The following is a 13,909-nucleotide window of genomic DNA, read 5'->3' on the forward strand; positions in this document are numbered from 1 at the left end:
TCTATCAAATTAGTAGAATTTAAACTAAAATAAATATAAAGTATTTCATTTTTTGAATAAGAGTAAGTCATTTGTCGATCTAGATGACATATCGTTGATAAAAATTCTTCAATCTCTAATTCACACAAATTTTTAAAAAGATAGGTTTTCAATTTTAGAGTTGAAATCTTATAAAGACCAATTCAAATAATAGTAATCCAAAATAAATAAAAATGAAAAGACGAATGCAATGCAGATAAAAAAAAACCATTTCTGTTGCAGCAGAAATGGTGAAGCTTAAAGAAATTGTACATCTCTATAAGGAAGCGAGAATGGATTAAATCCCTTTTCGGCTCGCCTTATTTATTAAACTAAAACAAAGTAATGAAAAAAAAATTAAATAGATATGCATGGCTATGCATTTTGTTGATTTCCATAGGGGTTAGAGCACAAGAAACCAAGCCATTAATTCAATCCAAACTAGAAGGAAAAGTAATCGATGCTATTACAAAGGAGCCTATTATTGGTGCTTCGGTAAATATTAAAGGTACTACACACGGAGTTATAACAGATACTGAAGGACAATTTCATTTCCAGACTGGACAAAAACTTCCTTATACTCTAATGGTAAGCTATATGGGATATAAAAAAACGGAAATTGTAGCTAATGGAAATTCAATAACTATTAATCTAACTGAAGAACAGAATGTATTATCAGAGGTTGTAGTTACTGCACTGGGTATTACAAAGGAAAAGAAATCTTTAGGATATACCACTCAATCACTTAAAGGTAAGGAGTTGGCAGAAACAAAAGAAACCAATTTCCTGAATAGTCTTACTGGTAAATTAGCAGGAGTACGTATTACAAATTCGCAAGGAGACATGGGATCTTCACGTATCATTATTCGTGGTGAAACCTCTATATCTGGAAATAACCAGCCTCTATTTGTAGTAGATGGAATTCCGGTAGATAACTCACAGTTAAACGCTGGTGGAGCTACTCGTGATTTTAAAAATGCTATTGCCGATTTAAATCCGCAAGATATTGAATCATTAAGTGTACTAAAAGGGCCTAATGCCGCAGCTCTTTACGGATCGCGTGCTGCACATGGTGTTGTTCTTATAACTACAAAATCAGGAAAAGGACAAAAAGGATTGGGCGTAAGCTTCAGTTCGGGTATAACTATCTCTCAAGTTGCTACTTTACCTAAATTTCAGAATTCATTTGGACAAGGATCCAATGGGAAATTTAGTTATGTAGATGGTAAAGGTGGTGGAATTAATGATGGTGTTGATGAAAGTTGGGGACCTAAACTAGATGGTCGTCTTATTCCTCAGTTTTATTCAAATGGAGAAGCAGTGCCTTTTGTGGCTAATCCTGATAATGTAAAAGACTTTTTTAATACTGGTCTTACTTATGATAACAGTATTTCGGTAGCCAAATCTGATGAGAAATCCGATTTTCGATTAGGAGTAAATAATCAAAAACAATTAGGAACTGTGCCTAATAGTGAAATAAACAAAACAAACTTTACGGTTAATACTAATTATCAAATATCTAAAAATATAAAAGTAGGAGTAACGGCAAACTATATTGTTACCGATGCTCCAGCACTACCAGGTGGCCCATTTGGTAACCGTGCTGCTGGTGTAATGCTACAGTTTCTTTGGTTCGGACGTCAGGTAGATATCAATGAGCTTAGAAATAATAGAGATGTAAACTGGAACAACAGCTATTATAGCAATCCGTATTGGAATGCTTATTATAATACTACCAGCCAGCAGCGTAACCGCTTGATAGGAGATATTCACTTAGATGCAAAAATTGCCGATGGGCTTAATTTTAAATTCCGTACTGGAGTTGACTATTATAACGATCGCAGAAAATACGAGATTAAATATGGCACAAATGGAACTCCTTTTGGTTCGTATGCAGAAGATGCTTATACGGTAAACGAAAGAAACACTGAGGGTATCTTGCAATATACCAAAAAACTAAGCCAGGATTTTAGTTTAGATGCTCTTGCCGGATTTAATATCCGTAACCACAGCGATGCTAACAATTATCAAAAAGCACCTCGTCTGGCTGTACCTGATTTATACACATTGACAAACTCTCGAGATCCGTTAACTTCATCAAACACATTCTCAGAATTAAAAGTATATAGTGTATATGCATCAGCACAATTTGGTTATAAAAATTATGCTTTCTTAAACGTAACTGCGCGTAATGACTGGTCATCGACATTACCAAGCAGTAACCGTTCTTATTTCTATCCTTCTATTAATGGTAGTTTTGTAGTATCTGATGCTTTTAATCTAAAAAGCAATACACTCGACTTCTTAAAACTACGTGGTGGTTGGTCTGAAGTAGGTAATGATGCAGATCCGTATCAATTGGCTACAGTTTACACTTTCAAATCAGCATTCGACGGAAATCCAATTCAAACCTCTTCTCAAAAGAAACTTAATGAGAACTTAAAACCAGAAACAACTCGCTCTACAGAGATTGGTCTTGAATCTTCTTTCTGGAAAAACAGATTGCATCTTGATGTTGCTTATTATAACACCAATAGTTTTGACCAGATTCTGGAGATAAAAACAACTACTGCAAGCGGTTATAATTCGCAATTAATTAATGCAGGTAAAATAAACAATCATGGTATAGAAATTCAATTGGATGGAAATCCTATTCAAACTAAAGATTTTAAGTGGAATGTAGGCGTAAATTATTCAAAGAATATAAGCAAGGTAGATGTTCTTGACTATGAAGGAAACATTCAAAACTACACAATTGGTTCTTCTGGAGGTGTTGATGTATTAGCATCGGTAGGGCAAGCCTATGGCGCACTTTACGGTACAGCTTATCAGCGTGACGCAAACGGAAATATTGTAGTAGGGGCTAATGGATTACCAAAAGCTGATCCGCAAAAGAAAGTATTAGGACATTATACTCCTGATTATTTAGGTGGTATTACAAATACATTAACTTACAAGAATCTTGAATTTTCATTCCTTGTTGATGCTAGTGTAGGTGGGGAGCTTTTTTCGGGAACTAACAGAACTGGTAATTATACTGGTGTGCTAGCTCAAACTCTCCCTGGTCGTGATGCTGCAAATGGTGGATTAAATTACTACTATGCAGGTAATAACAAAACCTTATTAACAGGTGCAGCACCAAATGGAGCAACTGTATATGATGATGGAGTTATCTTTAACGGTGTATATGCAGATGGAACTCCCAATACTCAGGTAATTAGTGCACAAGAGTATTACAAAGCATCATATAATATCAGCGAAGCTTATGTTTATAGTTCAACTTTTGTAAAATTAAGAGAAGTAAGACTTACTTACAATGTCAACAAAAATTTAATTAAGAAGTTTGGATTACAAGGAGCTAGTATTACTGCAACAGGGCGTAATCTGTTTTTTATCTACAAAGACGTGCCCAATATCGATCCAGAATCGGCTTTTAATACAGGAAACGGACAAGGATTGGAGAGTTTAGCCTTACCAACTACCAGAAGTTTTAGCCTTAATGTTAATCTTAAATTTTAAAAACACGAAATCATGCTAAAAAAACTATCATATATAACACTATTTGCATTTTCCCTGTTTTCATGCAGTGACAGCTTGGACGAAATTAATAAAAATCCAAATGCAACAGAAACTCCATTGGCGCCTTACTTATTAACAGGATCATTAAAACAAGGTGCTGATTTATATTGGGGGTCAATAAATAATTTTGACTCGTCTTTATTATTTGTTCAGCATTGGGCTAAAATCCAGTATACAGAACCAGACAGATATGATGTATCTAATACTTCTTTCACTTCTTTATGGGATACGGGATACGCAACCTTAATTACAGATTTAAATACGATTCTGAATTTCCCAAACCAACAAGCAAATTCAAATTATAAAGGGATTGCACTAACACTGCGTTCATGGACGTTTTTATTGTTGACAGATGCTTATGGAAGCATTCCTTATAAAGAAGCTGGTCTAAAAGTAACACCTGCATATAATACTCAAAAGGAAGTATATACAGGATTACTAGAAGATTTAAAACAAGCTCAGTCCTTGCTAAATCCAACAAATGGAACTGTAATTGGTGATTTGGCTTATAAAGGTGATATTACTAAATGGAAAAAACTGGTAAATTCGCTTCGTTTGCGTATTGCGTTAAGAATTTCTGATAAAGAACCTGCTTTAGCTAAACAAACTGCGATTGAGGCAACAACTGATGCAGCGGGATTAATTAGCAACAATAGTGAAATCTTTAAGTTTACTTACACGAGTTCGCCTCAGCAAAATCCAGCTTCGGCTTGGTTCGAAACTAGAGATGATTATCGTATTTCAAAGACATTAGTTGATAAGTTAAATGCATTATCAGATCCTCGTTTGCCTGTTTATGCTCAACTACCATCAGATGCAAGCGTAGGCAAATATGTGGGAGGTGCCAATGGATTATCTAACAGTGATGCTAATAGTCAGGGTTTTGCTAAAACGTCAAAACCAGGTACGTATTTCTTAACCTCGGCATCACCAGCAGTAATTGTTTCTTACTCCGAAGTATTATTTAATCTTGCTGAAGCTGTAGCACGTGGCTATATTCCTGGAAATGCAGAGCAATTTTATAAAAATGCAATTACGGCATCGTTCAATCAATTTGGTATTACCGATGCAACAATAATTTCCAATTATCTTAACCAGTCAACGGTTAAATATGATGCAACAAATTATGCAAAATCGATAGGTACTCAAAAATGGATTGCATTTTATGGGCAGGGTCTTGATGCTTTTGTAGAGTGGAGGAGACTTGACTATCCAGTTTTAACAGCTGGTCCAGCTACAGTTTTGGACGGACAGATACCTTCGCGCTTTTTTTATCCAGGTACAGAACAGTCGTTAAACGGAAATAGTTATAAAGCCGCAGTAATTGCTCAAGGAAAAGACTTGCTTACTACAAAACTATGGTTTGATGTGAAGTAAACAGAATTCCGAAAGAGATATTCAACTTTAAAAACATAAAAAGCTAAATCGAAGGATTTAGCTTTTTTTATGTCTAATAAATGCGACACATTGAAGCCTTATTTCCCAATGATATAAGATTAAATTAAAAAACGCCTCAGTAACTACTTGATATTTTGCTAACTAACTGTTTATTTAATAAATTTTAACATATTGTGTATTCTATAATTTATTATTTTTGCAGAGTAGATTAGAGCAGTGATTCTATTTTGTTAAACGACTATCTTTAAATGCATTTAAAATTTGCTTTTATGAAAATACTTTATTTAATTTTATTTCTTAATATCGGATTTTTTTCTACCTCCAATAATAACAATTTAACGACTACATCTGGTACTGAAGTCGAAAGATTTAATAGTCAGTTAAGTGATCTTAAATGCATGATAGATGGAAATCCTAAATTTAATCCTAAGGTTGCCTTTTTTATCGATATGAAGATTAAATCAGGCATGAACCGCTTTTTTGTGTATGATTTAGAGAATAATAAAATCATAGATAAAGGATTAGTAGCTCATGGATCAGGGTCAGAAACAGGGATTAATGGAGATTTAAAATTTAGTAACATGCCAAATTCTAAATCTACTTCTTTAGGAAAATATATAATAGGTAAGGACTACAAAGGAATGTTTGGAAAATCTTATAAATTATTTGGTTTAGAGGAAAGCAATAATAATGCCTATAAAAGAGCTATAGTATTACATTCCTATTCTGCTGTTCCTTATGAAGAGCAAGATTATTACATTAGTCACAGCCAAGGATGCCCTATGGTAAATGAAGTGTTTTTTAAGAGAATAGAAAAAATAATAGACAGTTCTAAATCGAGTATTGTTTTAGATATTTATTATTAAACAAAATACTGATACAGTTACAATAAGTCTTAATTTATTAGAAATCAACTGGATTAAAAATTCCGCATTATATTTTTATTTATAAGGTAGTTACTTCTTTTACTTTCAGTAAGCAATGGGATAACACTTAATAAAGCTTAATTTTGCAGCTTTTATAAATTGAAATTTGCAAGATGATTGTATCTTATTTTAAGAAATTACAAAATTCCCCAAAAGGATTTAGACTAGCCAATACCGTATTTTTCTTTGTATCAGGATTCGGATATTCATCTTGGGCGTCTCGTATCCCAAATATAAAAGCACAATTAGGTTTGAGCGAAGCAGAGTTTGGAGCTGTTTTATTTGCATTTCCGATAGGCTTAATGTTTACAATGCCATTTACAGGAAAGTTATTAAATAAATACAGTAGTAGGTATTGTATGCTTCTTGGGGCAGTTTTGTTTAATATTGTTTTGGCATTACCAGGTTTTAGTGCTTTTGTTTGGCAGTTGGTAATTATCCTATTGATATTTGGAGCTTCGCGAAATATTCTCAATTTATCTATGAATGCACAAGCTCTTGAGGTTCAGAAACTGTATCCAAAATCGATTATGACACGATTTCATGCTGTGTGGAGTTTGGCAGGATTTGCTGGAGCAGGTTTAGGATATGTTATGGTGGCACAAAATATAGCACCATCGTATCATTTACTAGGAATAAGTGTTGCTATGATGGCGATTACAGCCTGTTTTTACCCAATGAGTATTCATACAGAACCAATTCCAGATAAAAAGAAATTCTTTTCGATGCCAGATAAAAATTTGATAAAGTTTGCTTTAATCTGTTTTGTTTCGATGGCATGCGAAAATACGATGTATGACTGGAGCGGAATATATTTCCAGAATGTATTACACGCTTCGTCAAAACTTATTACGGCAGCATTTGTGTTTTTTATGACAGCTGTTACTTTAGGTCGTTTTTTTGGAGATTATGCGGTACAAAAACTAGGTGTAAAACGCATCTTGTTTTACAGCGGAATTTTTATCACAATAGGATTTTTAATTTGCTTTTTATTCCCTTTTATTTACCCAACAATATTTGGCTATCTCTTAATTGGGATTGGAGTTTCTTGTGTTGTTCCGTTGGTTTTTAGTATTGCCGGACAATCAAAAACCTTGAGTAATGGCTCAGCATTAACCTCTATTTCGACTATTGGATATCTTGGTTTTTTAATAGTGCCACCAATGGTTGGTTTTATATCCGAATTTCTAAACATGAAATGGGCCTTCTTGATTATGGCTTGTCTAGGCGGACTTATGATTTTTATGGTGAATAAGATAGGGGAGGAAGAGTAGGTTTTTTTAAGGGACAAAGAGACAAAGGCTCTGAGGTTCTAAGTGAGAAAGGTTTTTTTGAAGCATCAGAGGTACAAAGAATCTAAGCTATTAAACTACAATATCTTTGAATGCTAACTAACGATTTCAGATTTCGTGTGAATAAATAAAAAAAACATCTATTTTAAGAGGGGCACACATCTGAAATCAAAAATCGTTAGTCAAAAATCTTAAATCATTTCTTTAGCGCTTTAACAAGTTCGATGATTCCGTATATAATTAAGTGTAGTATTAGAAATGCTAAACCATAAAATAAGACAGATAAGGAACCTCCATATTTAAAATTTTCTTGATCCGAAAAAATACAAATCATGAAAAGGGTATAGGCTGAAAAGACTATTAAATTTATCTTGAAGCTTTTCTTTTTGGTTAAGAAGAATCCTAAACTAAAATAAAGAAACACAACAATATAGCTTAAATACAAAAATGAGAATTCGGAGTCAGTTGGAAACATTCAAAATGTATTTATCAATGTTGAATTTTCAGGTTATGCTTATTCTTTATATTTGGTTATATCAAAATTATACATGAAGTCATTTAATTGACCATTAGAACTTTCAAGACCAACAATATCCATAAGTTCTTCAAAATAATGGCATATTCTTTCTCGATTTTCAGTGTCAATTTCAAGATAAATTTCAGAGAATCTTTGAAGACCTTTTTTTATGGCATTTTGATAATCCTCATCAGTTACATTTTTTGATTCTGCAATTTGTTTAAAATCATCTGTTGCCAAATTAATTTTGTCAGTTAAAATAGGTTTCAATTTTTCATCGCCTATTCCTGGATAAAAAATTGTCATATCTTCTATAAACTTTTCTTTGTTTTTAAATTTTTCAAACTTACTCATTGCGTCAGTGGGCGTTTTAATTTGACTTTGTCCACAGGATGAAAATATAAGAGTTACAAATACTAAAAAGATATTTCTTATTTCTTTCTTCATTACTACTTCTTAACCATTACAAACTTCTCCGAAGCTAATTTTCCTTGTAGTTTCCCTGAAATTTCTGCTGTTAAAGTATTGTTTGCGTCTTTAGTATAGCTAATTTTTTGTGGATAATCGTGTTTTGGATTTTCGAAAACCAATTCTTTCTCGGTCGAAGTAGTTAATTCAAATGCAACTGCTTGATCATTATTTTGTCCTTTTACAGTAGCGTTATAAGTTAAGTCTTCGCCTTTTTGTTGTAGTTTAATCGATTCAAAATGAATGGTATCTTTTCCTTTTATAAAATATGAACTTCCTTGAAAAGTACTATCGTTTACTTTGCTCCATGTTTCAGTTAAGGTTCCTTGAGGAGAAACGTTTTCCCATTTTCCGATAAGCCAATCGGCAGTTTTTATTTTATCTTTTTCTGGAGTTTCAGCATTTTTACAAGAAACAACAGCCAATAAAAGTAGTATGAAAGTAATTTTTTGAGTCATTATGTATTTATGTTTGATGTTATTTGGAAGTACTAAAGTATGAAAAAAAAGTTAGCCACAAATTTCACTAATTTATTTTGAAACTTGTCACAGATTTAAAGGATTAAAAAGAATTATTGTTTCACGCAGATTTTGCAGATTAAGGCAAATTTAATTTTGATTTAAAATTATATAAATCTGTGAGTATCTGCTTAAATCTGTAGAATCTGCGTGAAAAAAATCGTGGCGGAAAAACTAAACGTTTTCTTGTAAAATAGCGTAAACTAACTCTTTTGTAGGTTTTTGATCTTTTAGTTTTTCTCTAACTACATCAAAAGTTACTTTAAAATCACAACCTAATTTATAATCGCCACAACCATAAGCGGTTTTCCCTTTCATAATTGTTCCTTTTTTACATTTAGGGCATATTAATGAGTCAGGTGTAGCTGCTGAAGCTGCTTTTGGTGTTGCTTTCTTAGGTTCTAGTTTTAGTTTGTAATTTTCTTCAAAACGAATTAAACCTTCTACTGTACCAGCATCGGTTTTAAAGCCTTTTATATTTACAGTTGATCCTTTTTGGACTAATCTTAAATATTGGTTCTCGGATATTTTCTTGTCAGCAAAAGTATAAGGCAATACAAAATCGCAGCCCGCTTTATAATTACCACAACCGTAAGCAGATTTCCCTTTTATAAGCGTTGCTTTTTGGCATTTAGGGCAGGTTTCTGCTAAGATTCCTGCAGCTTTCTTTTTCTCGACTGTCGCTACTTGTTTTTGAATACTTTGTGCATGCGAAATATTGGCGTGTCTGGTTTCGCTTCGTACTTCATATACCAAGGCTTCAACCATGCGTTTCATATTGATAATAAAAGCACCAGCGGTAAAAGTTCCTTTTTCAATATCTTTCAACTGCTTCTCCCAAGAACCGGTAAGTTCAGCCGATTTTATTAATTCATTCTGAATCGTATCAATAAGCTGAATTCCTGTTGGTGTTGGTAAAACCTGTTTTTTGTTTCGAACAATGTATTGACGTTTAAACAGCGTTTCGATAATATTAGCTCGGGTAGATGGACGTCCGATACCGTTTTCTTTCATTAATTCGCGTAAATCTTCATCATCAACCTGTTTTCCTGCGGTTTCCATGGCACGTAATAATGTTGCCTCAGTAAACTGATTGGGTGGTTTGGTTTCTTTTTCTAAAAACGAAGGTTCATGCGGTCCTTTTTCTCCCACAACAAAACTGGGTAATAAGTCGGCTTCCTTTTCTTTTGCGTTAGGATCTTCAAAAACAACACGGAATCCTTTTTTTAAGATTTCTTTCCCTGTGGTTTTAAAGTGCACTTCGGCTGCTTTTCCTATTACTGTTGTATTGGCTACCAAACAATCATCATAAAATACGGCAATAAATCGTCTTGTAATAATATCATAGACTTGCTGCTGATTGTATTGCAAATTAGATTGTACGCCAGTTGGGATAATAGCGTGGTGATCCGTTACTTTTTTATCGTTGAAAACCTTAGGCGATTTTTTAATCTTTTTTTCTAAAAGTGGTTGGGTCAATGCAGCATAATTGCTTAAATTTTGCAGAATACCAGGTACTTTTGGATAGATATCATTTGGTAAAAATGTAGTATCAACTCTGGGATACGTAACTACTTTTTGTTCGTACAAAGTTTGCACAATCTTAAGCGTTTCATCTGCCGAGAATCCAAATTTGGTATTGCAATATACTTGTAAACCTGTTAAGTCAAATAGTTTAGGCGCAAATTCGTTTCCGTTCTTTTTTTCAACCGAAACAATTTCAAACTCACTTTCTTTGACTTTATTGGCTAAGAGTTCCCCATCTTCTTTTTTTAAGAAACGCCCTTCTTCATAGCTAAAAAGTGTTTCTCTATATAAAGTTTGTAGTTCCCAATAGGGTTGAGGTTTAAAATTCTCGATTTCTTTCCAGCGATCTACAACCATTGCCAGTGTTGGCGTTTGTACCCGACCAATAGACAATACTTGTTTGTACCCACCATGTTTTACGGTGTACAAACGAGTGGCATTCATACCCAATAACCAGTCGCCAATAGCTCTGGAAAATCCGGCGTAAAATAAATTATCGTAGTTGGCAGATGGTTTTAAGTTTTCAAAACCTTCTTTTATGGCTTCGGTTGTTAAGGACGATATCCATAAGCGTTGTACTTCGCCTTTATAGTTGGCTTCATTCATCACCCAACGCTGAATGAGTTCTCCTTCTTGTCCAGCATCCCCGCAGTTTATAACTACTTTGGCTTTGTCAAATAAACTTTTTACAATCTTAAATTGTTTCTGGATTCCTGAATTTTCCACCACTTTGGTTTCAAATTTCTCGGGAAGCATAGGCAGGTTGTTCAAATCCCAGCTTTTCCAGTGTGGTTTGTAATCGTTAGGTTCTTTTAAGGTACATAAATGCCCAAAAGTGTAAGTTACGGCATATCCGTTGCCTTCATAATACCCATCGTGTTTGGTATTGGCTCCTAAAACGGATGCGATTTCGCGTGCTACACTTGGTTTTTCAGCAATACATACCTTCATTTTTCTCCTTCTTATTTGAGGGCAAAATTAACGATTTTTTATAAGAAAGGGGCAAAGGTTCTTAGGAACAAAGGCACAAAGGTTCTTTTTAAATATCGTAGAGGCGCAATTTTTTTGTTTCATGCAGATTGTTAAAAGATTAGAGCAGATTTACTCTGTGAAGACATGGATTAATTACGGATTTTTATCTAAACATCATTAAATCCGTTTTTATCCGCGTTTTCGTGAAAGCGAATCTGTTTAATCCGCGTTCCATTTTATGCGTAACAATTTGTAAATAGGCGTCGGACTTCGAAAAGCATTTATTGCACAAAAAAATATTAAGCATTTTTCTTTTCTGCCATTACGAGGTAGTATCCCCATTTACCATTTTCATAGGCTTTCTTTTGGGCAATACCAGTCTTATAATGCACCTTTGAAAATTGACTTACTTTTTTGAATAAATTATATATTTTGGATGCTACCATACCAGCCAATGATAGCGAATATAGTCTTTCGACAGATTTTTTAACATCTTTTGTTACGTCGTTTATTTGAGGAGTTTCAAAGTTATGATCCTGTGCAAGTTTGGTTAATTCTTCGAGAGATAATATATCCGAAATTGCCCAGCCATTAAGCATTATTTGCATATCAATTTCTTGGTCGATATCATATGAATACGGTTTAAATGTATCGGCAAACAAGATTTTTCCGCCTGGTTTTAAGATTCGTTGCATTTCTTTAAAGAAAAGTTGTTTGTCAAAAGAAGAGCCAAAACTTTCCATTGCCCATATTTTATCAAAGGATTGATCTGCAAAACCAGTTTCAAGGTAATTTAGCTGATAAAAAGACACTAGTTGGTCAACAGAATTTTCTATTGCCAGTTTTTTTGCCGTAGCAACTTGTTTTGCGCTTAATGTTACACCAGTAACTTGGCATCCTACTTTTTTTGAAAGATATATGGCTGATCCGCCAATGCCACAACCACAATCTAATACGGAATCTGATGGTTTGATTTCGCCAAATTTCATGAGTAAAAAGTTGGTATTGATTATCGATTCATGAAGTGTTTTGGTCGATTTGTCCCATATGCCGTAATGAAGTCCCATTGATTTTTCTAGTTCCCAATGCAATTTATAGTGAACTTCTGTTTGGTCGTAATAATTTTCGATGTCTTTACTGGTAAATGTTTTCATTATTTAGTGGGGTATTAATTACTGAATAAATTGAACTGAAGTTTACGCTAATAAGTGTGGTATTACTCTGTATAAGAAGAATGCATTATTCTATCAAATATAGAAATTAATAACGAAAATATTGATGGGAATGGATGGTTTTTATGTCTTTGTTTTGTTTTAACTTATTTGTTTGTAGGTGTTTAGTTTTTGTGTTGCTGGAAAGTAGAGTGGTTTTTTATTCAAACTTCTTGTAGTTTTTATTCCAATAGTTCTCTATATAATCCCATTTGTCGCTGTAATAACCAGGTTTTCTTTTTTCAGAGTATATTCTTTTTCTCGAATCTCCTTTTGTTTTATAAATGAATATGCCATTTTCTTTTTCTTCTTCACATCCAATTCCTTCAATTTCTCCTATCTTGATTACTTTAAAGTTTTCAATCTTAAATAATTCACTTCCCCAGTTTATATCAGCACATCCGCTTCGATGGTAAGAATACCAATATTTTGTGTTCTTGATTTTAGTTGGATTTGGATAATTAGAAAAGTCTTCGACAGCTTTAAAAATTTTATTGTTTTTGTCATAAAAAATCAACTCACTAACTCCACCAACATTAGTAATCTGGTCAAGTCTTATGTCTAGAATGCCATTATTATCAAAATCTTCAAAGTTAAAACCATTTGTAGCATAAGTATCATGCACATAAATGGTATCCTTTTTACTATTTAATATAGAAAGGTTCATTTGTTTATCGTCTCTAGGGTCATTTTGGATAACAATAAACTTTTGCAAACCAATTTTTAGTGTATCAATTAGTACCGGATATGTTTCATGCGTAGAATCTAGTTTTCTTTCAGCTACATTTTTTATCGGTTTACTATCTAATTTTTGAAAGGCCTTAGCGGCTTGCTTATTTTGATTTTGATGGCAAGATGCTAATATGAATAAAATAAGGAAGCTATATATCTTTATCATTTCTAGATTATAATGGTTTGTTATGCTTTAATTTTTTCAAGCTGTTCAATGTCTAATACGTCACTCAATTTATTTAGGCTTGATTTATAAAATCTTCTGAAAGCTAATTCAATAAAAAAATATCGAATCATAACTACTTGAAGAATAGCGACGACAACAAAAATGATTGTAAATTTTTCTTCACTAAATATAATTTGAGAAATTATACCTAAAAAAGGAAAGCATAAAAATATACTTAATATAATTCGGAAGGCTTTATTTATTTCTACATGTACTTGTCCGTTTTGGTTCTTAATTTCTCCAGTTAAAACACAAAAAGCACCTTTTCCAATTTCTGATGAGATTATTCTAAATGTATTATTTTTAACGATTCCTCGAAATGATTTATCGGTTATTTTTGAAGTCAAGCTTTCAGAAAATTCTGTTCTTCGTTGTAAACGATCAAGGGCATTAGTTTCTTCTCCAATTATTTTGAAAGTGTAATCGCTTGTTGGAAATAGTTTCATTTTTTTATTTATAATTGAGTTTAGCATTGTGATGTTTTCGCGAAGGCGAGAAGCTTTAAGGTCTTTAAAAATTGTTTTA

At 33.1% G+C, this 13,909-nt stretch carries 10 protein-coding genes; 4 read left to right on the forward strand and 6 right to left on the reverse strand.

What is annotated here, in order from left to right; translation table 11 throughout:
* Positions 1-363 precede the first annotated feature (363 nt).
* From B8T70_RS08295 to B8T70_RS08310, 4 genes are all read left to right on the forward strand, one after another.
* Positions 364-3,537 carry a SusC/RagA family TonB-linked outer membrane protein gene (locus B8T70_RS08295; RefSeq protein WP_086894562.1) on the forward strand — a complete coding sequence of 1,058 codons (3,174 nt, stop codon included), beginning with the start codon at positions 364-366 and terminating at the stop codon, positions 3,535-3,537.
* A gap of 12 nt (positions 3,538-3,549) precedes the next feature.
* Complete coding sequence (locus B8T70_RS08300) at positions 3,550-4,974, forward strand: SusD/RagB family nutrient-binding outer membrane lipoprotein (protein ID WP_086894563.1); 1,425 nt, start codon at positions 3,550-3,552, stop codon at positions 4,972-4,974.
* 290 nt (positions 4,975-5,264) lie between these two features.
* Positions 5,265-5,861, forward strand: coding sequence for a murein L,D-transpeptidase catalytic domain-containing protein (locus tag B8T70_RS08305; RefSeq protein WP_039112160.1), 597 nt, complete (start codon positions 5,265-5,267; stop codon positions 5,859-5,861).
* A gap of 173 nt (positions 5,862-6,034) precedes the next feature.
* Positions 6,035-7,195 carry an MFS transporter gene (locus tag B8T70_RS08310; RefSeq protein ID WP_086894564.1) on the forward strand — a complete coding sequence of 387 codons (1,161 nt, stop codon included), beginning with the start codon at positions 6,035-6,037 and terminating at the stop codon, positions 7,193-7,195.
* A gap of 532 nt (positions 7,196-7,727) precedes the next feature.
* Here B8T70_RS08310 and B8T70_RS08315 read toward each other — a convergent pair.
* The 6 genes from B8T70_RS08315 to B8T70_RS08340 all read right to left on the reverse strand — a co-directional run bounded on the left by B8T70_RS08315 (position 7,728) and on the right by B8T70_RS08340 (position 13,830).
* Complete coding sequence (locus B8T70_RS08315) at positions 7,728-8,177, reverse strand: DUF4844 domain-containing protein (RefSeq protein WP_086894565.1); 450 nt, start codon at positions 8,175-8,177, stop codon at positions 7,728-7,730.
* 2 nt (positions 8,178-8,179) lie between these two features.
* The gene (locus B8T70_RS08320; RefSeq protein ID WP_086894566.1) at positions 8,180-8,656 is read right to left on the reverse strand and encodes a DUF6265 family protein; all 477 of its coding nucleotides are present in this window, start codon (positions 8,654-8,656) and stop codon (positions 8,180-8,182) included.
* 234 nt (positions 8,657-8,890) lie between these two features.
* A complete protein-coding gene (locus B8T70_RS08325) occupies positions 8,891-11,194 on the reverse strand; it encodes a type IA DNA topoisomerase (protein WP_086894567.1) in 2,304 nt (767 codons plus the stop codon).
* A gap of 320 nt (positions 11,195-11,514) precedes the next feature.
* Entirely contained in the window at positions 11,515-12,369 is an 855-nt protein-coding gene (locus B8T70_RS08330; RefSeq protein ID WP_052259326.1) for a cyclopropane-fatty-acyl-phospholipid synthase family protein, read from the reverse strand.
* 217 nt (positions 12,370-12,586) lie between these two features.
* A complete protein-coding gene (locus B8T70_RS08335) occupies positions 12,587-13,324 on the reverse strand; it encodes a hypothetical protein (protein ID WP_086894568.1) in 738 nt (245 codons plus the stop codon).
* Positions 13,325-13,344: 20 nt separating this feature from the next.
* Entirely contained in the window at positions 13,345-13,830 is a 486-nt protein-coding gene (locus tag B8T70_RS08340; RefSeq protein WP_123912088.1) for a hypothetical protein, read from the reverse strand.
* Between the last annotated feature and the right edge of the window lie 79 nt (positions 13,831-13,909).

Origin of the sequence: Flavobacterium sp. AJR, from assembly GCF_002156885.1 — a bacterium.
GTDB lineage: Bacteria > Bacteroidota > Bacteroidia > Flavobacteriales > Flavobacteriaceae > Flavobacterium.

Excerpts from the sequence above, each read along its gene's own strand:
- B8T70_RS08325 (WP_086894567.1), bottom strand. The coding sequence starts at position 11,194 with ATGAAGGTATGTATTGCTGAAAAACCAAGTGTAGCACGCGAAATCGCA.
- B8T70_RS08330 (WP_052259326.1), bottom strand. The coding sequence starts at position 12,369 with ATGAAAACATTTACCAGTAAAGACATCGAAAATTATTACGACCAAACA.
- B8T70_RS08310 (WP_086894564.1), top strand. The coding sequence starts at position 6,035 with ATGATTGTATCTTATTTTAAGAAATTACAAAATTCCCCAAAAGGATTT.
- B8T70_RS08295 (WP_086894562.1), top strand. The coding sequence starts at position 364 with ATGAAAAAAAAATTAAATAGATATGCATGGCTATGCATTTTGTTGATT.
- B8T70_RS08320 (WP_086894566.1), bottom strand. The coding sequence starts at position 8,656 with ATGACTCAAAAAATTACTTTCATACTACTTTTATTGGCTGTTGTTTCT.
- B8T70_RS08315 (WP_086894565.1), bottom strand. The coding sequence starts at position 8,177 with ATGAAGAAAGAAATAAGAAATATCTTTTTAGTATTTGTAACTCTTATA.
- B8T70_RS08340 (WP_123912088.1), bottom strand. The coding sequence starts at position 13,830 with ATGAAACTATTTCCAACAAGCGATTACACTTTCAAAATAATTGGAGAA.
- B8T70_RS08300 (WP_086894563.1), top strand. The coding sequence starts at position 3,550 with ATGCTAAAAAAACTATCATATATAACACTATTTGCATTTTCCCTGTTT.
- B8T70_RS08305 (WP_039112160.1), top strand. The coding sequence starts at position 5,265 with ATGAAAATACTTTATTTAATTTTATTTCTTAATATCGGATTTTTTTCT.
- B8T70_RS08335 (WP_086894568.1), bottom strand. The coding sequence starts at position 13,324 with ATGATAAAGATATATAGCTTCCTTATTTTATTCATATTAGCATCTTGC.